General features: G+C 64.2%; 18 protein-coding genes and 3 pseudogenes. 9 read left to right on the plus strand and 12 right to left on the minus strand.

Going from position 1 to position 19,284, the window contains the following annotated elements; genetic code table 11:
• The first annotated feature begins 32 nt into the window (after nt 1-32).
• The 3 genes and pseudogenes from K2W61_RS15215 (at nt 33) to K2W61_RS15225 (ending at nt 4,167) form a co-directional block, all read left to right on the plus strand.
• A pseudogene (locus K2W61_RS15215) lies at nt 33-1,266 on the plus strand (IS256 family transposase).
• A 431-nt stretch (nt 1,267-1,697) separates the two neighbouring features.
• Nucleotides 1,698-3,068 (plus strand): annotated as a pseudogene (locus K2W61_RS15220) (transposase); the annotation flags it as partial.
• 559 nt (nt 3,069-3,627) lie between these two features.
• Complete coding sequence (locus K2W61_RS15225) at nt 3,628-4,167, plus strand: JAB domain-containing protein (protein ID WP_236755982.1); 540 nt, start codon at nt 3,628-3,630, stop codon at nt 4,165-4,167.
• Nucleotides 4,168-4,219: 52 nt separating this feature from the next.
• Here K2W61_RS15225 and K2W61_RS15230 read toward each other — a convergent pair whose 3' ends face one another.
• Nucleotides 4,220-5,710, minus strand: a complete 1,491-nt coding sequence (locus tag K2W61_RS15230) for a tyrosine-type recombinase/integrase (protein WP_236755984.1) — start codon at nt 5,708-5,710, stop codon at nt 4,220-4,222.
• Nucleotides 5,711-6,098: 388 nt separating this feature from the next.
• On the opposite strand from K2W61_RS15230, the gene K2W61_RS15235 reads away from it, so the two are divergent.
• A complete protein-coding gene (locus K2W61_RS15235; RefSeq protein WP_175134852.1) occupies nt 6,099-6,566 on the plus strand; it encodes a carboxymuconolactone decarboxylase family protein in 468 nt (155 codons plus the stop codon).
• A gap of 17 nt (nt 6,567-6,583) precedes the next feature.
• Here the strand turns inward: K2W61_RS15235 and K2W61_RS15240 are convergent, their stop codons facing one another.
• From K2W61_RS15240 to K2W61_RS15250, 3 genes are all read right to left on the minus strand, one after another.
• Entirely contained in the window at nt 6,584-7,186 is a 603-nt protein-coding gene (locus tag K2W61_RS15240; RefSeq protein ID WP_175134851.1) for a LysE/ArgO family amino acid transporter, read from the minus strand.
• A gap of 112 nt (nt 7,187-7,298) precedes the next feature.
• Complete coding sequence (locus tag K2W61_RS15245; RefSeq protein ID WP_175134850.1) at nt 7,299-7,550, minus strand: hypothetical protein; 252 nt, start codon at nt 7,548-7,550, stop codon at nt 7,299-7,301.
• A gap of 257 nt (nt 7,551-7,807) precedes the next feature.
• Nucleotides 7,808-8,032, minus strand: a complete 225-nt coding sequence (locus K2W61_RS15250) for an HP1242/YdcH family protein (protein WP_175134849.1) — start codon at nt 8,030-8,032, stop codon at nt 7,808-7,810.
• Between the two features lie 260 nt (nt 8,033-8,292).
• On the opposite strand from K2W61_RS15250, the gene K2W61_RS15255 reads away from it, so the two are divergent.
• Nucleotides 8,293-9,438, plus strand: coding sequence for a sterol desaturase family protein (locus tag K2W61_RS15255; protein ID WP_175134848.1), 1,146 nt, complete (start codon nt 8,293-8,295; stop codon nt 9,436-9,438).
• Between the two features lie 10 nt (nt 9,439-9,448).
• Here K2W61_RS15255 and K2W61_RS15260 read toward each other — a convergent pair whose 3' ends face one another.
• The 4 genes from K2W61_RS15260 to K2W61_RS15275 form a co-directional block, all read right to left on the minus strand.
• Nucleotides 9,449-10,180, minus strand: a complete 732-nt coding sequence (locus K2W61_RS15260) for an anti-sigma factor (protein ID WP_175141945.1) — start codon at nt 10,178-10,180, stop codon at nt 9,449-9,451.
• Nucleotides 10,177-10,746 carry a sigma-70 family RNA polymerase sigma factor gene (locus tag K2W61_RS15265; RefSeq protein ID WP_150101821.1) on the minus strand — a complete coding sequence of 190 codons (570 nt, stop codon included), beginning with the start codon at nt 10,744-10,746 and terminating at the stop codon, nt 10,177-10,179. The genes K2W61_RS15260 and K2W61_RS15265 overlap by 4 nt, the downstream gene beginning before the upstream one ends.
• Nucleotides 10,747-10,838: 92 nt before the next feature.
• Nucleotides 10,839-11,402, minus strand: a complete 564-nt coding sequence (locus tag K2W61_RS15270) for a DUF3455 domain-containing protein (RefSeq protein ID WP_150101822.1) — start codon at nt 11,400-11,402, stop codon at nt 10,839-10,841.
• 169 nt (nt 11,403-11,571) lie between these two features.
• Complete coding sequence (locus K2W61_RS15275; RefSeq protein WP_175134846.1) at nt 11,572-12,516, minus strand: AraC family transcriptional regulator; 945 nt, start codon at nt 12,514-12,516, stop codon at nt 11,572-11,574.
• Nucleotides 12,517-12,833: 317 nt separating this feature from the next.
• On the opposite strand from K2W61_RS15275, the gene K2W61_RS15280 reads away from it, so the two are divergent.
• From K2W61_RS15280 to K2W61_RS15290, 3 genes and pseudogenes are all read left to right on the plus strand, one after another.
• On the plus strand, nt 12,834-13,880 hold the full coding sequence (locus tag K2W61_RS15280; RefSeq protein ID WP_236755987.1) for an aldo/keto reductase: 1,047 nt from the start codon (nt 12,834-12,836) through the stop codon (nt 13,878-13,880).
• Between the two features lie 123 nt (nt 13,881-14,003).
• On the plus strand, nt 14,004-14,219 hold the full coding sequence (locus tag K2W61_RS15285) for a hypothetical protein (protein WP_236755988.1): 216 nt from the start codon (nt 14,004-14,006) through the stop codon (nt 14,217-14,219).
• Between the two features lie 7 nt (nt 14,220-14,226).
• A pseudogene (locus tag K2W61_RS15290) lies at nt 14,227-14,964 on the plus strand (YoaK family protein); the annotation flags it as partial.
• A gap of 56 nt (nt 14,965-15,020) precedes the next feature.
• On the opposite strand, the gene K2W61_RS15295 reads toward K2W61_RS15290, so the two are convergent.
• The 3 genes from K2W61_RS15295 to K2W61_RS15305 all read right to left on the minus strand — a co-directional run bounded on the left by K2W61_RS15295 (nt 15,021) and on the right by K2W61_RS15305 (nt 17,401).
• On the minus strand, nt 15,021-15,839 hold the full coding sequence (locus K2W61_RS15295; protein WP_236755989.1) for a hypothetical protein: 819 nt from the start codon (nt 15,837-15,839) through the stop codon (nt 15,021-15,023).
• Between the two features lie 68 nt (nt 15,840-15,907).
• Complete coding sequence (locus K2W61_RS15300; protein WP_236755990.1) at nt 15,908-16,708, minus strand: tetratricopeptide repeat protein; 801 nt, start codon at nt 16,706-16,708, stop codon at nt 15,908-15,910.
• 147 nt (nt 16,709-16,855) lie between these two features.
• Complete coding sequence (locus tag K2W61_RS15305; protein ID WP_175134842.1) at nt 16,856-17,401, minus strand: fasciclin domain-containing protein; 546 nt, start codon at nt 17,399-17,401, stop codon at nt 16,856-16,858.
• A 358-nt stretch (nt 17,402-17,759) separates the two neighbouring features.
• Between K2W61_RS15305 and K2W61_RS15310 the strand changes: the two genes are divergently transcribed.
• On the plus strand, nt 17,760-18,419 hold the full coding sequence (locus tag K2W61_RS15310) for a thiopurine S-methyltransferase (protein ID WP_175134841.1): 660 nt from the start codon (nt 17,760-17,762) through the stop codon (nt 18,417-18,419).
• Between the two features lie 60 nt (nt 18,420-18,479).
• Here K2W61_RS15310 and K2W61_RS15315 read toward each other — a convergent pair whose 3' ends face one another.
• On the minus strand, nt 18,480-19,079 hold the full coding sequence (locus tag K2W61_RS15315) for a transglycosylase SLT domain-containing protein (RefSeq protein WP_175134840.1): 600 nt from the start codon (nt 19,077-19,079) through the stop codon (nt 18,480-18,482).
• Nucleotides 19,080-19,284 lie beyond the last annotated feature (205 nt).

The following is a 19,284-nucleotide window of genomic DNA, read 5'->3' on the forward strand; positions in this document are numbered from 1 at the left end:
GAGGCCTAACATGTCGCTCAAGGAGCACCTGTATGGCTACCAAGAAAAAGACACCGTTGAGAGAACTGCCGGCGATTCCAGCCGAACTGGTCGATCAATTCGTTAAAGGCCCGATGACCGCCGAAGCGGTGCAGGACCTGTCGATGGCGTTCAAGAAGGCGCTGATCGAGCGGGCCCTGGGCGCGGAACCGGGGCACCATCTGGGCTATCCCGCAGGTGGCGAGCGCCCCGAGGAAGGTACCAACCAGCGCAACGGCAAGAGCCGCAAGACGGTGCTCACCGACGACGGCCCCTTGTGGTTGGACATTCCCCGGGACCGCGATGGCAGCTTCGCGCCGATCCTGATCCCCAAGCACGAGCGCCGCTTTACCGGCTTCGATGACAAGATCGTCGCGATGTACGCTCGAGTACAGGGGTTCTTGGCCGAGCAGTATGGCACCGAGGTGTCGCCAGAGTTCATCAGCTCGGTGACTGACGCGGTGATGGACGAGGTCACAGCTTGGCAGACCCGACCCCTGGAGACGATGTACCCGGTGGTATTCTTCGACGCCTTGCGGGTCAAGATCCGCGAGGACGGGGTGGTGCGCAACAAGGCGGTGTACCTGGCGTTGGGCGTGCTGCCTGGCGGCACGCGCGACATCCTGGGTCTGTGGATCGAACAGACCGAGGGCGCCAAGTTCTGGATGAAGGTGTTCAACGAACTGAAGACCCGCGGCACTCAGGACATCCTTGATCGCGGTCACCGATGGCTTGAAGGGCATGGAGCAGGCCTTGAACGCGGTGTTCCCGCTCACGACGCTACAGACCTGCATCGTGCATCTGATCCGCGCCAGCCTGGACTACGCCGACTGGAAGGAGCGGCGCACGGTGGCGGCGGCCCTCAAACCCATTTACACCGCGCCTACGGTCGAGGCCGCTCTGGCGGCCCTGGCAGAGTTCGAGGAGGGGCCTTGGGGGCAACGCTACTTGCCGATCGTCGATGCCTGGCGTCGGGCCTGGGACCAGGTGATCCCGTTCTTTATGTTCCCCCCGGCGATCCGCAAGGTGATTTACACCACCAACGCCATCGAGAGCATCAATGCGCAACTACGACGGGCGGTCAAGACACGAGGCCACTTCCCCAGCGACGAAGCGGCCACCAAGTTGCTCTGGCTGGTCTTGCGCAACATCACCGAGGGCTGGGGTGGTGCTACCCATGACTGAAAGACCGCGATGAACCAGTTCGCCATCATCTATGCCGAACGCTTCACCGACCCGCACCGCTGAGATAGCATCAACAAGCCTGACCGAACCTCGGTCAGGCGTTTAATGCCTTAAACACAAAAATACTGACAGTCCCTAACGCGTTGATCCGTCGTGACCACCGAAGCAAGCGTCGGTAGCTCTCCGATCCGCTGCGACCAATGTGCACCCGAGCATTCGCCCTGTTGAGTGGCATGATTTGAGGCTGGCCCAACAGTGACGATCTTGTCGACACCAAGTCGGAGCACCTCAGTGAGTACTTGGCTCTCAAAGCGTGAGCTGCCAAGTACTCCAGCTGAGTGAAAGAGCCGCCGACAGACAGGTAATGCGGCGAGTCTGTCCACAAGCGGTCGTCGGTGACCGGCCGCTTGTGGCCGATTCTGTTGAAAAACTCGCGGCCGTCTCCGTCGTCTGGCAGAATTTGCAAAGCGCCAATGAGTTCGGAGAGCACCGACATGATGGGTCATCAAGCGAGCGGGCAAGAGCGGTTGTTCTACGCTTTCAACCTTGAAGACGTCGTTCCGCCGACCCATCTTCTTAGAGCCATCGATCGCTGTCTGGATCTGAAGGAACTCCACCAACACCTGGCGAAGCACTACAGCCATACGGGCCGTCCGTCCATTGACCCCGAACTTATGATCCGTATGCTGATCGTTGGGTATTGCTACGGCATCCGCTCCAAGCGTCGTCTGTGCGAAGAGGTTCAACTGAATCTTGCATATCGATGGTTCTGTCGTCTCGGCCTCGAGGATGCAGTGCCCGATCACTCGACCTTCTCCAAGAACCGACATGGACGTTTCCGCGCCAGCGATACCTTCCGCTGGTTGTTCGATGAAGTGGTCCGTCGTTGCATGGCTGCGGGCCTAGTCAAAGGCGAAGGCTTCGCTGTCGACGCCAGCGTCGTGGCCGCTGATGCGAGCCGCCAGCGCGGTGTTCCTGCCAGTGAGGCCACCGACTGGTCGAACCCCGCACTCGGCACGCGTGCCGTGCGCGAGTATCTCGAAGCGCTCGACGACGAAGCGTTCGAACAAGCCGTTCCCCGGCGAATCTCGCTGACCGATCCGCAGTCACGGTGGACGGCCGCCCCTGGCGGTCCCGCATTCTTCGCTTATTCGACAAACTATCTGATCGATACCGAGCATGGCGTGAGCCTCGACGTCGAAGCCACCCCTGCACATCGCACCGCAGAAGTGGACTCTACCAAGACGATGGTGGATCGTGTCGAGGAACGATTCGACATCATCCCTGATCGGCTCATCGGCGATACCGCTTACGGCACGGCGCCGATGCTGGCGTGGATGGTGGAAGACAAGGGGATAGAGCCGCACGTCCCCGTCTGGGACGGGACCCAGCGCAAGGACGACAGTCTATCGAGCAGCGACTTCGAATGGGATGGCGAGGCCAACGAATATCGTTGCCCCGAGGGCCATGCACTGCGCAGCGAGCGGCGCATGTTCAAGATCGAACGCACTCACGTCACCAAGGCGGGCACCGTAATCTACCGGGCCAGCAACACGGACTGCGGTAAGTGCGCGATGAAGCCGCGATGCTACCCCAATACGCCGATGCGCAAGATCGCTCGCAGCATTCACGAGGATGCACGCGATGTAGCCAGGCGTATCGGCGCCACCGTGCAGTACCAGCGCTCACGTCACGAACGAAAGAAAGTCGAGGTGCTGTTTGCACACCTCAAACGTATTTTGAAGATCGACCGCTTGCGGTTGCGCGGACTTACTGGTGCAGCAGACGAATTCACGCTTGCAGCAGCCGTTCAAAACCTACGTCGTCTTGCGATGCTTACCTCTCCGGGGCCACCGGTTCAGGGCACAGGTGCGCCCAGTCGAGGCGAAACCCACCGATTAACAAGGCAACCGGGCATCAGTACACGGTTCCAATCGAAAAAATGGCGAAAGCCGCCAGGTCATCGGCCTTGTAAGCGCGACCAATCGCGACGCGCAATCGAGTTTTTCAACAGAATCGGCCGCGAGCGGCCGTTGATGACGGGCCTTCTCCGTCCGGCGCGGGCACGGGCACGCTCGCGGCGCAGAGTGGGGCAACGGTCAGCACTCGCAGCGCGGGCCCGCAGTCGGTCCGAAGGAAGGTGAGATGGTCGAGACGCAGCCGACATTCCCGGGCTAGGGAGACATGGGCGAGGATTTTCTCACCGCCAAGTAGTGGGATGCGCTTGCGTCAGGTCAGCCAGCATGGACACTGGCTCCTTGTGGTGGGCTTCAGATAATGACCATTGACTATTGGCCATTGGCCATTGGCCATTGGCCATTGGCCAGAGCCAACAACGCTTGGTGACGCCAGTTTCGACACCTCCCTTTGTTGACGACCGATCGCCAATGGGTTGGTAGGCGACCCTCGCTTTTGGAGAGAGCAATGCAACTAAGTTTCAGTAGTGCGTGGGCAGGAGAAAGGCGGGTGCAGGAAGATGTCCAAGACGCACCGGTGGTACGCGAGGCGGGCGGCCGCTATCGAGCCGCAACCCCGCAAGAGCTACTACGTGCGGCCGCGCAGCAATTGGAGGGTGCGCTGGGTAGTCGCTTGCAAGTGGCCAAGCCATCCGCCGCCATCGACTATATCGTGACGCGGCTGGCGCTGTCGGACGTCGAGGTGTTCGGCGTAATGTTCCTTGATGCGCGATTGAGAATGATCGCCTTCGAGGAAATGTTCAGAGGCACGCTGTCGGAGACCAGTGTGTATCCACGTGAGGTCGTCAAGGCGGCAATTCGGCACAATGCGCACTCCATCTTGATCGCCCACAACCATCCCTCGGGCTCGTCGCAGCCAAGCAAGGCGGACGTTGACGTTACGCGGCGCTTGAAGGAAGCCGTTGCTCTGGTGAATGTTTCACTGGTCGACCACGTGATCGTGGCGGCGGGTAGCGGCCACTCTATGGCCAAGATGGGCTGGATCTAGACTTTCCCGCATGCGTCCAACAACCGAAGACCGAACGGTCTTCGGTTTTTTTTTACGCTGCGAGTAGCTGCTTGGCGGTTAGCCGCTTTTGAAGCTCGGCCGGAGCCACGGCTCCCGACAGCAGTCTTTCCAAATATTCGCCGAGCTTCGCCCATGCTGCTTGCTTCTCGTTGGCGTAGTCGTAGAGTTGGTAGTGCCGCCTGACACGGTTCTTGCCCGTGTGAATGACGTGATTTTGGCAGCGGTCGATGACGTTTGGATCGATTCCCAGTGACTCCATGATAGTCGACCCCGTTCGCCGTAAATCATGAGGCGTCCAATTGCCGTTTTGGCCTTTGCCGAGCACCAGGGAGTTGTCCGAAGCGCGACGTGCTTTGGGCTTTCCGTTGAACATGGCTTGCCGATCTTTGATTTGCTTAGTAAAGGCCTGCTTGTACATCGGTTGGTCTACCCCCGCGTCATCATTGACGCGCGAAGGTAGGAGCCAGCGGGATGATCCTGCCAGGCTGACAAGGGTCTCGAAATGCTTGACTGCGAAGGGTGACAGAAAGACCAGGTGGTCGCGCTTCTGTGATTTTCTGCCCTTGACGTTCGCCTTGGGAATGAACCACGTACCTTCTCGGAGATCGAGATGCGTAATTTCAGTTAGGTGCAATTCCCCTATCCGGCATAGCGTGCTCAAACAGATCCAGGAAACTGCCTGCAACGCCTTGGATGGAGGCTTCCTCTTTCGCTTGTCATCCGAAGCGAGATATTGCTCCTCCAACTCGCGGTATCGAGTCTGGAGCTCGACAATCTCAATGGGAGGGAGAACGCGTTCGCGCGCGTTATCCGGGTCGTAATCGTCCGCCAGGAGCACCCCGAGTTCAACCAGCTCAACCGGATTTCCTTCCGAAAGCAGCTTTCGCCATGGTTGGCGCTTCTCTGCCCAATGGAACATCTGGCCCAGGATTTGGTAGGTCACCTCGGCAAGCCGATTGCAACCCCGGCCGACAATCGAGCGGATCACTCGCTCAACATCCTTCTCGCGAATTGATCGCACGGGAGTATCACCGATCAAGGGAAGCACGTCTTTTTCAACGATGCGCTTCACTTCGGTGTTGCCATCTGCTCGCTTCACTCCCGATTCCAGCCAGCTTTTATACATCTCTTGGAACGAAAGGGCGTCGGTCGTGGCCGCCTCTTCAGCGGCGGTTACAGCGGCAGATTCAGCTGCCATAGCTTCCCGCACCTGGGCTTTTTCCAAGTCGCGGACGGCTGACGGATTGCGGCCCGCCTTAATGTCCGCCCGCGCTTTGTTTCTGGCAGTGCGGATCTCGTCGAGTGTGCGCTCCGGCCATGAGCCGCAGTAGAATCTCTTGACCTTGTCGCCCATGCGATAGGCGTATCGCCACACCACGGCCATCGTACCGCGCTGTATGCGGATCTCCCCAGTCAGGCCGTCTCCGTCGGCCAGGTGATCACCGGCCCATTCCGCCGGCACCGCTTCCAGTTCCTTGACGGTCCACCGCGCACCTTTTCCGCGTTTTGGGTACCTCGTCATATTTCCTCGAATCTCTCCGTTCTTCTGCCTCAAGCGCCATATGGGACAACATATGGGACAACATTTTTGCGGCTGTCAGCGTACATTAGCGAACGTCGACGAACAAGGAAATTTCGATAAAGCCTTATAAATCCGCCGGTTATTCGTTCGCTGGCGTTCGCCGACGTTCGCGCGTTTCTAATTTGGGAGCAGAGGGTCGCGAGTTCGAATCCCGCCGCCCCGACCAGTAAAAGCAAGGCCGTTAGTGAGAGTGTTCACTAACGGCCTTTGTCATTGGGGGGCTGTCCCGGCCTGATGGCCCAGCACGCAACCTGTTTCTTGGCTCTACCCGAAAGCGCCGTCCGCGTGCAGCATGATGTCTTCGACAGCCAGACAATCAGGATGCATCATGCGCCAACGCCTCGACTACACCCATGCCGCGCCGGAAGGCTACAAAGCCTATGGCGGCGTGTACACCTATCTGCGCCAATGCGGCCTGCCGGAAGTGCTGCTCAATCTGGTCTATTTGCGCGTCTCGCAGATCAACGGCTGCGCCTACTGCATCGATATGCATTCACGAGATCTGCTCAAGCAGGGCATGGCGGTGGACAAGCTGGTGCTGGTGCCGGTCTGGCGCGAAGCCGGTGCGCTGTTCAGCGCGCGCGAGCAGGCGGCGCTGGCCTGGGCCGAATGCGTCACGCGGGTGGCTGATACCGGAGTGCCGGATGCGGACTACGCCGCGGCTGCGACCGCGTTCAACGACAAGGAATTGGCCGACCTGACCTACGCGATCGGTCTGATGAATGCCTTCAACCGCCTCGGTATCACGTTCCGCAACGTGCCTGCCGCCGTCAGGCAGGTACCCGCGGCGGATTGACGGCCGGCGCGGCGCCGCTAGGGCCAGACAAGTTTGAGCGCAATGGCCAGCATGGCGGTTCCGACCAGGGCATCCAGCACCCGCCAGGCGGTCGGGCTGGCGAATATGGGCCGCAGCAGGCGGGCGCCAAATCCCAGCGTGAAGAAGAACAGGAACGAGGCGCTCATCGCTCCCAGCGCGAAGGCGGTCTTGTGGCCTTGGTACTGGCTGGAGATCGACCCCAGCAGCACCACGGTGTCCAGATATACGTGTGGGTTGAGCCAGGTGAAAGCCAGGCAGGAGGCCAGGGTGGCGCCCAGACCGGCGGCCACGCGTGTGGATGGCGTCAGGCAGCCGGGGTTGCCCAGGGCCGAGCGCCAACTGCGGACCGCATAGCAAAGCAGGAACAGGGCGCCGCCATAGCGCAAGACCGGTTCCAGCCAGGGCAGCGTGTGTGCGGCCAGCCCGAATCCCGCAACGCCGGCTGCGATCAGGATCGCGTCCGAGATGGCGCAGACCAGGCACACCGCAAAGACGTGTTCCTGGCGCAAGCCCTGGCGCAGCACAAAGGCGTTCTGTGCCCCGATCGCGAGAATCAGGCTCAGGCTGAGAAGAAAACCGGGAAAGAAGGCGCTGGTCATGTCGTACCTGGTGGCGAGGACGACAGGCTAGTGGTTGCTGGCGAATTAGAAAATCTAAAGCTGCTAATCCATCTTTAGCAGCACTGAATCCGTAGGGGGGCGCCCTCGTGAATCAATGGCTCGGGCTGGCGGGCACGGGCTGCAGCTTGTCGAGTTGGGTCTGCAGCGAGTCGAGCAGCAATTGCAACTGCTCGGAGGTGACGGCATAGACGCGGCCCCGCCCGCTGCGCGACGGGTCGGCGGATGACGACTCGGTCAGGAAATCGAGCCGCAGCAGCAGGGAGTCGTGCTCCACCAAGGGCATCATGGCCCAACCGGTCACCGGCGACACGGCTTCGCCCGCCTTGAAGTCTCTGTCTTGCACCTTGCTCCGTCCTCTATGCGTGGCCGGCAAATGGCCGGCGCGCTTGATTTTATGCATTCAGATTATTGTCAGCAAGCAAAGACTCGCTGCCGGGCCTGAGAACGGCCATCTTCGATGGTCTTATCGGACTGGATAACGTAGCGGGAGGGCGCGTCGTACTGGGCGGTCCCTGCCGCGCCGCCGCGATGGCGCCGGCCGCGCCATCGGCCAACAAAAAGGCGCCGCGAATGCGGCGCCTTGGGTGGCAGGGGAAGGTTTCAGCCGGCGTGCGAATCGGCCGCGCGCAGCAAGCTGTAGAGCTTGTCCTTGAGCAGCAGTTTTTCCTTTTTCAGGACTTCGACACTGGTGTCCGAGGCCGGCACGATGCCCGCCTCCATGTTCTTGATTTCCTGGTCCAGGTCGTTGTGGCGTTGGAACAGTGCCGAGAAATGTCCGTTCTCGGCTTTCAGGCGGGTAATCAGTTGGCGGTACTCAGGGAACATGACGGCCTCTTGCGTGATCCGGTTGAGGGGGGGCTGCGCGGGGTCGGCGGACCGGCCCGTTAATGAGCTGTCGGTTCCATGACATCGCAACGGCCCGTCAAAGTCAACCCGCCGGACAAATGGCCGGGGGCCGGATTTGACGCCAAGCAAGGGGGCGTCACGCGAGAGGTTTCTTGGTCGTATATTTTCACGTTTGTTTACATTGCATTTTGGGGCCGGAGATACACTCGCCTGCCTATATGGTCTGCCATCAAAATGCAATGAATCAGCGTGCCCCCATCTATCGTCAGGTCCTGGATTTGTTCAGGCAGGACGGCCGCATCCACCCGGGTACCGGCATGATCACCGGCGTGATCGCGCTGTTCCTGGCGATCCTGTCCGTGTTGGGGGTGCTGGCGTTTCATTTCCCGGCCTACCTGACCACCCCCGAGCTGCGTTCCTTCTATAGCGTCGACGCGATGCGCACGCTGCTGTTCACCGCGCTGCTGGCCTCGGGCACCATCGCGCTGACCAATATCGTGTTCGGCCGCCAGCGCTGGCTCAGCATCGCCGCGTTCGTGCTGGTGTGCATTGCGGTGGCCGCCGGCGGCAGCCAGGTGGTGGTGACCACCTCCAATACCGGCAACCATCCCTACCTGGGCCTGGACTGGTTCATCCTCGACCTGCTGGCATCCAGCACCGTGTTCATCATCTTCGAAAAGCTGTTCCCGCTGTATCCGGGCCAACCGGTGTTCCGCGGCGAATGGCAGGTGGACATGAAGCACTTCCTGTTCAACCACTTGTCGGTGGGCGCGGTGCTGCTGTGCATCAACTTCTTCGTGCACCGGTTGTTCTCATGGGCCGCTTACGAGCCGCTGCAGCAGGCGATCCAGTCGCTGCCATATTTGGCCGAGCTGTTCGTGGCGGTGCTGGTGGCCGATCTGGTGCAGTACGCCGCGCATCGTGCGTACCACGAGGTGCCGTTCCTGTGGCGCATCCACGCGGTGCACCATAGCACCCGCACGCTCGACTGGCTGGCCGGTTCACGCCTGCACATCGTCGAGCTGCTGATCACGCGGGTGGCGGTGCTGGGCGTGTTGTTCGCCCTGGGCTTTTCCAAGCCGGTGCTGGACGCCTACATCATCATCGTCGGGTTCCAGGCGGTGCTGATCCACTCCAACGTCAAGCTGCCGTGGGGCTGGCTGCGCTACGTGATCGTGACGCCCGACTTCCATCACTGGCACCATTCGTCCGATACCGAGGCGATCGACAGGAACTACGCGGCCCACCTCTCGTTCATCGACTACCTGCTCGGCACGGCGGTGCGCGGCACGGGCAAACGCCTGCCGGAAAACTACGGCATTCTCGACAACGACATGCCGGGCACCTTCCTGGCGCAGCAGGCCTATCCTTTCCGCAAGAAGTAGGCCGGGGCGGCTACATCATCTTCACCGCGCGGCCGATGAACTGGATCGGCCCGGTGGGTTTGCCGATAGGCGAGCCGGTGGCGGGCTCCAAAGTCAGTTCAAACAATTGGTTCGGTTCGAGCGGCGGCAATTGATCCAGCGGGATGCGCACGGGTTCGCCGGGCTTGACCAGCCCCAGGGATACCGGTCCCGCCCACCCGTCGGCCTTGGTCCAGAATTCCAGGGCGCGGTCCGCGGGCACCTGGACCGCGGCCAGTGGCACCAGTTGCACCTCGCGCTGGCCGGCGCGGGCCTGGACCACCCAGCCCGGTGTTTGGGATTGCGGCGCCACCAGCACGACCATGTACTGCATCGTGGCGGGGGCCTGGGCGGGCCGCAACGCCAGGGTGGCGACCGTCAGGGCCAGTGCCGCGGCGAGGCCGCCGGCGGCGGCGCGCCAGAATCCCAGGTTGTCCCAGAGCCGCGGACGAGCCAGGCCGCGCGCGCGCGCCGCCGCCGCTTGGCGGGGCGCATCGAGGGTGGCGGCGATGCGCGGCCACAAACCAGGGGAGGGCTCGATGGGGGAGGCCAGCGCGGTCAATGGCAGTAGCCGGTCTTCCCAGCGCGCCACGGCGGCGCGCAGCGTGGGATCATGGGGCAGGCGGCTTTCGACCTCACGCCGGCGGTGGTTGGGCAACGTGCCCAGCACGTACTCGCCGGCCAGTTCGTCCAGGTCTTCCGGGGTTTCGGGGGGCGCGTTCATGCCAGGCATTCCTTGAGCGCCTTCAGGCTGCGCTTGATCCAGGCCTTGACCGTGCCCAGGGGCGCCTCCAGGCGCTGCGCGATTTCGCTGTGGGACAGGCCCTCGACGTAGGCGTGCAGCAGGCAGTTGCGGCGCACCGGTTCCAATTGCTCCAGGCAGGGGCCGATGCGGCCAGCGCTTTCGCGCCATTCGAAGGCATCGCGGGTGTCATGCCACGCCTGCATCGAGTCACGGATATCGAGCGCGGCCGCGGTGTCATCGTCCACGCCGGTTTCGCGGCGTTCATCGCGCACGGCGTTCAGCGCCAGGTTACGGGCCACGCTGTACATCCAGCCTCGCGCCGAGCCTCGGGTACCGTCGAAAGAGGCCGCCCGCTTCCAGATATTGACGAAGGTGTCGTGCACGATGTCTTCGGCGCGCGCGCGATCTCGCAGGATGCGTTGGGCCACGCCCAGCAGGCGGGCGCCCTCCTGGTGGTAGAGAGCCTCCAGTGCGGGCCGGCGTCCGGCCGCGCACTCTCTGAGGGCCGCTTCGTAGTCGAAATCCGGGGCAGGTCTGTTCGGCATGCTCGCGGGGCACGGAAGGTTGGGCCCGGGCGCGTTCCGGGCGGCGGATAGGGCATCTTACCGGAGTTCCGCCGCGCGAAACGCGCCCGGCTTCAGTTTGCCTTCCAGAAGATGTAGTCGGCCTGGTAGGAGACCTGGCTGCGTTGTCCCAGCGTGGCGTTGGTGCAAGGCGCCTGCGGCGCGACGCCGCCCTTGAGCGCGGTGCGCTGGATGTAGGCGACCCCGGTCATTGCGCCCTTACCCATGGCGGGATTGGCCTTGACCAATTGATAGGGCAGATTGCCCGCTCCGGCTGGCGCAACGGCGACCTGGGTGCCGGTCAGTTTGGAGCCATCCGTTGCTTCCCAGGTGGCGGGCGGGCCGTAGTAGCTGCCGACCTGCTTGCCCTGGCGGTCTTTCAATACCGCTTTCGGGCCGGCGAAGACCCATTCCGCCTGGTCCTTGGCGTCGGCCTTGGCACGGCATTCGTAGGTGATCTCGCCGGTGCCGACGGTTTCCCAGGCGACTTTGTGGCCGGCCGGCACCTGCACGCTGGCGGGCAGGCCATCTTGCGAATACGCCATGGCCTGCGACTGGCCGAGCAGGCCGCCAGCGGCCAGGGTTGCAATGGCGAACAATGTGGCGGCCGGGCGGCCGGCGATGCGTCGAGTCTTCATGAGGGGTCTCCTGCGATAGGGGATCTGTCTGCAACGACGCACGGGGTGCGCGTCGTTGCAGGTACTACACGCGGGAAACGCTTTTGGATGCAGCCGGGTGAAAAAAATCGTGAGATCGATCCGGACAGCGGCGCACCCTCACCGGTTGACGCAGGATGCCGCCGCCGGATCAGGCCGCCAGCGCCTCATCCTTCCAGCGCTGTTTGTCGCGCAAGGGGGGCGCGCCGAACAGGCGGCTGTATTCGCGGCTGAATTGCGACGAACTCTCGTATCCCACCGCGTGCGCGGCCAGCGCCACGCCGGCGTCGTCGGTCAGCATCAGGCGGCGTGCCTCTTGCAGCCGCAGGTGCTTCTGGTACTGCAGCGGGCTCATGGCGGTGGCCTGTTTGAAGTGATGGTGCAGCGACGACACGCTCATGTGCACGTCGCGGGCGATTTCCTCGACCCGCAGCGGCTGGGCATAGTTGTCGCGCAGGATGCGGATGGCCTTGGCCACGCGGTTGAGTTGGCTGTCCTGCAGCACGGTCTGGCGCAGCACCACGCCCTGGCCGTTCATCAGCAGGCGGTACAGCAATTCGCGCTTGACCATGGGGGCCAGGATGGGAATATCGCGCGGCGTGTCCAACAGCCGCAGCAGGCGCAGCACCACATCCAGCAGCGCGCCGCCCAGCGGATTGACGCACATGGCGCGGGCGGCCTCCGCCGGCAACAGCGGCGGCAGGTTCTCGTCGCTGATCAGGGCGGTGATTTCCTCGGGGTTCAGGTCCAGCCGCAGACCCAGGTAGGGCAGCGTCGGGCTGGCCACCGAGACCTTGGCCACCACCGGCAGGTCGACCGACGAGATGAGGTAGTGGAACGGGTCGTACTCATAGGCTTCGTCGCCGATCAGCACCCGCTTGGATCCCTGCGCGATGACCGCCAGCGCCGCCTTCTGCAAGGCCGGCTTGGGGCCGGTCGGCTGCGAGATGCGGTGCAGGTACAGGCCTTCGATGGGGGTGTCGAGCGAGCCCTCGAGCGTGCCGGTCATGCGTTCGAGCAGGCAGAGCAGTTCGTGCCGGGCGGGCTCGAAAACGGCGTTCGGAGGCGTGGGGGTATCGGCGGGGGAGGGAGGCATGGACAGGCTCCGGGCAAGGCGGCCGCGCGCGTGGGGGCGAGCGGCACGCCAGAGGATCAGGCGCTATCGAGTGTAGACCCAACCAGGAATGCGTGTTTGTTGGCGAAACCGGATGCGGAGGAATAGGCAAAAGATGTGGAGGATCGGGCGTGCCCAGGGGGAGGATCCGCGCAGGGCGGAGAATCAGGCAAAAAAAGGGCAGGATCCAGCATCGCCGGCCGCCGTCGCGGCGCCGCATACTGTGCCCATCCCAGCCGTGCGCCGACGCCGTCCCATCCCGGGCCGGCAGTGCGCCGCGCCCTGGAAGGAGTGCAACCATGCGGTACAAGAAATTCGGCAATACCGGCCTGTTCGTCTCGGAACTGTGCCTGGGCACGATGACCTTCGGCGGCGAAGGCGAATTGTGGAGCAAGATCGGCGCCCTGCAGCAGGAAGACGCCAACCGGCTGGTGGGCCGCGCGCTGGAGGCAGGCGTCAACTTCATCGATACCGCCGACGTGTATTCGGAAGGGCGTTCCGAGATCATTACCGGACAGGCGTTGCGCGATCTGAAGGTGGCGCGCGACGATGTGGTCATCGCCACCAAGGTGTTCGGCCAGACCGGCGCCGGCGTCAATGCCCGTGGCAACTCGCGCTTTCACATCATGGACGGCGTCAAGAAGAGCCTGGCGCGCCTGCAACTGGACCATATCGACCTCTACCAGATTCATGGCTTCGATCCGGCCACGCCCATCGAGGAAACGGTGCGCGCGCTCGACAATCTGGTGCAGCACGGCCATGTGCGCTACGTCGGCGTGTCTAACTGGGCAGCCTGGCAGATCATGAAAGCGCTGGGCATCGCCGAGCGTCTCGGCCTGGCCCGCTTCGAGTCACTGCAGGCCTACTACACCATTGCCGGCCGCGACCTGGAGCGCGAAATCGTGCCCCTGCTGCAAAGCGAAGGCGTCGGTCTGATGGTGTGGAGCCCGCTGGCCGGTGGCCTGCTCAGCGGCAAATACAGCCGTGACGGCCAGGCCGCGGCCGGCGATCGCCGCGCGCAGTTCGACTTTCCGCCGGTCGACCGCGAACGCGCCTTCGACAGCATCGACGTCCTGCGCCAGGTGGCCCAGGCGCGCGGCGTGTCGGTGGCGCAGGTGGCGTTGGCCTGGCTGCTGCACCAGCGGGCGGTCACCAGCGTCATCATCGGCGCCAAGCGCGTCGACCAGTTGGACGACAATCTCGCCGCCACCGCCATTCGCCTGGACGCGGAAGAACTGGCGGCGCTGGACAAGATCAGCGCCTTGCCGCCGGAGTATCCGGGGTGGATGCTCACGCGCCAGGGCGAGTTCCGCCGCCAGCAGTTGCGTGAGTCCGACGCGGCGTAACCCGGATTCGGGCTGGGAAAGCGCCGGCGGCGGCTGTTGCCACCGCCGGCGCGCCGCCGGACGGGTAGAATCCTGGAACCGGGCGCGGCCGAGCAGCCGCGTCCTTTTTCCGGGAGCTTCCGTATGCCGCGCATTGCGCGCCGCGCCGCCGCGCTGGCGGCACTCATGCTGGTTGCCTTGGCGCACGCGGCCCAGGCGGTCACGCCCGCGTCTTGCTTCGATTACGTCCCGACCCCGCCCGACGCCGCCGCGGCCCTTCACGGCGACATGCGCGGCGCAACCCCGGCCGGCCGCGGCAACGCCAGCGCGCCATCCGGCATCCGCTGCGCCAAGTCCTAGCGCCGCCATGGCCATTCCTTTCCTGCGCCAGCTCACCGCGGTCAGCCGCACGCCGCAGGCCAACCGGCGGCTGGCCTACTTCCTGACTTTCGTCGCCGGCGCCGTCAACGCCGGCGGTTTCCTGGCTGTGCAGCAGTACACCTCGCACATGTCGGGCATTGTCTCCATGATGGCCGACCACATGGTGCTGGGCAGTGTGGCCGTGGTGGCGCAGGGGCTGGCCGCGTTGCTGTCGTTCCTGGCGGGCGCGGCGACCTCGGCCTCCCTGATCAATTTCGGACGGCGCTCGCACCTGGCCAGCGAGTTCGCCCTGCCGCTGGTGCTGGAGGCCCTGTTGCTGCTGGCTTTCGGGCTGCTGGGCGCGAACCTGGGGAACCTGCGCTGGTTCTACGTGCCCGCCACCGTGATGTTGCTGTGCTACATCATGGGCCTGCAGAACGCGATGATCACCAAGGTTTCCAAGTCCGAGATCCGCACGACCCACGTGACCGGCATGGTCACCGATATCGGCATCGAGCTGGGCAAGTTGTTCTACTGGAACCTGGCTCACGATGACAAGACCGGCACGGCGCCGGTGCGCGCCGACCGTGGCAAGCTGGTCGTGCTGAGCACGATGGTGTCGCTGTTCTTCACAGGCGGGGTGGTGGGGGCCTATTCCTTCTATCACTACGGTTTCGGCTCGACGCTGCCGCTGGCGCTGTGTCTGCTGGTCCTGGCGGCGGTGCCGGTGGCCGACGATATCCGCCAGTTCCTTGCGCGGCCCTAGCGAGCGGCTGCGAGTCCGCGGCGCTGGCGCCCCGGTCAGGCGCGGGCGTGCGCCAGCACGACTTGCAACGCGGCGGCCGTCTGCCAATGCAGGCGTTCCAGGCGCGCGTCCCGGGCGGGATCTGTGACCGCGTAGCCCTTGGCATCCAAGGGATAGGGCCGGCCCAGCAGCCGCGCCATGTCGATCTGGTAATAGCTACTGTCGCCATAAGGACGCTTGCCGTCGATGAACGGCATGGGCCAGTAGGCTTCGCCTTCGCGCAACACTGACTCCAGTTCACGCTTGCCGGCCTCGCGCCAGTTCGCCGCGCGCAACAGAATCAGGTGCTCGCGGCGCAACTGGAAATGGCCCTGGGCGTCGACGCCGCTGTCGGGGAAATCGAAGGCCGCGCGCCGCGGGGCCGGCAACGCATAGCGCCCGGGCGCCAAGTCGCCGACCGCGCGCACATAGCCCGGCAGCAAGCGGCACACCTCGGCCAGGCGCCGTGTCGCCAGGCGTCTGTCGGCGGTGCCCAGCAGCGTCATCGCCGCGCCGACGCTATCGCCGCTCCCCAGCGGATGCTCGAATTCGATGCCGGGCGCGCCGGACTCCATGGGAATCCAGATCACGCCAAGGCCGCGCATCAGCCTGGCGTGGTCCGCGCCGAAGCGCAGGCGTGCCAGGTCCGCCTGGAATACCCGGCGGATGATGGCAGCGCGGTCGTCGGCGGCCGCGTTGCCCGTCGCCGACGCCAGACGCAACGGCGCGCAGACCAGCGTCGCCAGGGCCAGCGTGAGCGCGCGGCGCGGCCCGCACGCGCCGGAGGCGGCTTGCGCGTCTTGAGCGGGCGATGCCGTGGTGGGCTGGCGCGGCATGGGGCGGGCTTCAATGACGGTCGAGGGGGGGGGGCAATGCGGCATTCGAGGTTGGGCGTGCAGCGGCATTATCGTGGCAACGATGCCAGGGCGGCGGCCGCGCGGGAATAGCCGGGCTGTACTCGTAGCGCCGCCTCGTAGCTGGCGCGGGCCTCGGCCTCGCGGCCAAGCCGCTGCAACAGCAAGCCCTGGTTGGTCAATATCTGGGCGCTGGAGGGTGTCGCCGCCACGGCGCGTTGGTACGCCTGCAAGGCTTGTGGAACGCGGCCCAGGCCATCCAGCAGCGCGGCTTCCAGGTTCAGGCCGATGCTCCATTGCGGATAGCGCGCGGTCAGGGTGCGCGCCGTGGCCAACGCGCCGGACAGATCGCGCAATTCGGCCTGGGCGCCGGCTTTGTTCACATAGAACCAGCGATTGTCCGGATCCAGCCGGATCGCTTCATCCAGCAGCTTGACCGCTGCCGCCTGCTGGCCGTTGGCGGATTGCAGCCGGGCCAGGAAATTCCTGACGTCGGCATTGCCGGGGTCGCGCTGGGACAGGTTTTCGGCGAGGCGCAGCGCCTGGGCCACGTCGTTGGCGCGCAGCGCCGCGGCGATCTGCTGGTTGGCATCGCGCAGCGGCGCCGGCCATTGCTGGATGCGGGCGCGCAAGGCGGCCCTTTCCGCTGCCATCTCGGTCTGGTAGGCGTGGTCGAATTCCAGCGGGAGGTCAGCCTGCGCGCGGGCGCTGGCATGGCCCGCCAGCAGCAGCGCGGCCAGCAGGGCGCGGAGAAGGCGGCGGGTATATGCCGGGCTGCGGCGTGGGCCCCTCATCCAGTCGAAGAGCGTGGCGCGGGGCAGGTGCGGCGGACGGTGCGGCGTTGGGTTCATGAGGGATGGCGATGGCGACGCGGACCCTTACGATATCCCGAAACCGCGTCCTCGGCCGCATGAACGGAAAGGCCCGGCGTTACCACCGGGCCGGGCCGGGCCGCCAGGCATCCAGGCCTTGCGGCCTGGCACCCGTGGCGGCAGGGGTCATTTGGGCATCAGCACGCTGTCGATCACGTGGATCACGCCGTTGGACTGGTAGACGTCATAGGTACTGATGTTGGCGGTGCCGCCTTTCTCGTCCTTGACGATGAGGTTGTGCTTGCCATTCATCATGACCCACAGCTTGCCGCCGCTGGCGGTGGTCAGTTCGGTGACGCCACCCTTTTTGGCCTTGGCGGCCAGGGCGTCAAAGTCCAGCTTGCCCGGCACCACGTGGTAGGTCAGGATCTTGGTCAGCGTGGCCTTGTTCTCCGGTTTGACCAGGGTGTCGACGGTGCCGGCCGGCAGCTTGTTGAAGGCGGCATTGGTAGGGGCAAAGACCGTGAAAGGCCCCTTTCCCTGCAGCGTATCCACCAGGCCGGCGGCCTTCACCGCCGCGACCAGGGTAGTGTGGTCGGCGGAGTTGACCGCATTGGCGACGATGGTCTTGTTGGGCATCATCGGCTGTCCGCCGACCATGACATCGGCCGCGAAAGTGGGTGACAGGGTCAGGGCGGAGCAGGCAATGGCAATCGAAGCGAGCAATTTCATGACGATCTCCTTTTTTGGTTGGCCGTCGTCAGCAAATACGGGTCGGCGCGGCCAATGGATGCATCAATGTTCCTAGGACAAACCCTAGGCAGGCGGCGCGGGCGTGGCCAGCCCCGCCGGCGTGCTGCCCCGGCGCCACGCGACCGGATCACTACAATGGGCTGACCGGAACCTGGTAGCGGCGGTTTCGCAGCCGGTTTCGCAGCCGGTTTCCGGTAAACACGCCTTTCGGGCGCTTGTTCGCAACGTAGGTCCGGCAGCGGGCAGGTAGTATCGGGAGGTGGGACACTAGGCCGCGCACCGGCGCGCGGCCACGCCGCGCATCACGCGATTTTTTTTCCGGAGGACAAGAACAAACATGGACGCGGAATTCTGGTTGGAACGCTGGCGCGACGGGCGCACGCATTTTCATCAAACACGCGTGACGCCACTGTTGCAGAAATACTGGCCGACGCTCTCGGTGCCCGCTGGCGGCAAGGTGCTGGTGCCGTTGTGCGGCAAGTCGCTGGACATGGTCTGGCTGGCGGCCCAGGGCTATCAGGTGCTGGGCGTGGAGCTGTCGCAACTGGCCGTCGAGCAGTTCTTCGTCGAGAACGAACTCAAGCCGGTCATCCACGACAGTCCCTACGGTCAGCACTACGTGGCGGGCAATATCGAGATCATCCGCGGCGACATCTTCAAGCTGGACGCGCCGCTGCTGTCGCACTGCGTCGGCGCCTACGACCGCGCCGCGCTGGTGGCGCTGCCCGCGCAGATGCGGGGCGATTACGTGCGCCATGTCTACGGGCAATTGGCGCCCGGCTATCGCGGTCTGCTGATCACGCTGGACTATCCGCAGGACGAAATGGACGGACCGCCCTTCGCGGTGGTCGATGCGGAAATGCGCAGCCTGTTCAACGGCGTGTCGCCAGCGGTCATCATCGACCGCCGCGACATCCTGGCCAAGGAGCCCAAATTCGCCGAGCGCGGCGTGAGCCGGCTCGACACGGTGGTCTACCGCTTGGGCGAGCAGGCCTGAGGCGGGGCGTCCGGCGCGAGCCGCCGCGCCGGGCATGACCGCGCCCTGGCGCGGGCGCGATCAAAAGAACCAGCCGCCACGCGTCAGGTCTTTTTCGCAGCGTTTGTACTGGCTCGCGAATTTGTCGGCGCGCGCCTGCACTTTCTTGGACACCGTCTTGAGCCACGCCTTGCGGTCATAGCTGCGGTTGCGATAGCCGGTCCAGCCCTCGTGGTAGTTCAGGTATTGGCCGTAAGCGTCCCATTTTGAGATGCCGTTCAGGCGCTGGCTCTTGTTCATGTACCAGCCCATGAAGTCCAGCGCGTCGGCGAAATTGTCGCGGCTGGCGCCCCAGCCGCCCGCGTCCTTCTTGTAATCGGCCCAGGTCTCGTCCTTGGCCTGGGCGTAGCCGTAAGCGGAACTGACCCGGCCCCATGGGATGATGCCCAGGAAGTAATAGCGCGGCGGCACCGCATCCTGCTTGAAACTGGATTCCTGGAACATCATCGCCATCGGTACCTGCACCGGCGCGCCCCATTTCTTCTGCACTTTCAGCGCGGCATCGTGCCAGTCCGGCTTTTCACGGAAGATGGCGCAGATGTTCTCGGGATTCGACGGGGGCGCGGTGGCGCAGCCGGCCAGCGCGGTCAACAGTGGCAGCGGCATCAAGAGCCGTGTCATGGGCGGTCTTCTCCGGGGAGCCGGCGGGCGGCGGTTACGTCTGGTACGTCACGATTTGCAGTGATTGTATAAAAACGTATCGCTGCAAAAGTTCCGTCCCCCAATTTCGGACCTCGGGCAGGGGGAACGGTCCGATCCAACGTCCTGGCGTGGCCTGCATGCGCGCCAAAGAAAAACGGCCCCGGATCGCTCCGGGGCCGTGTCA

The organism is Achromobacter pulmonis (genome assembly GCF_021733725.1).
GTDB lineage: Bacteria > Pseudomonadota > Gammaproteobacteria > Burkholderiales > Burkholderiaceae_B > Achromobacter > Achromobacter pulmonis.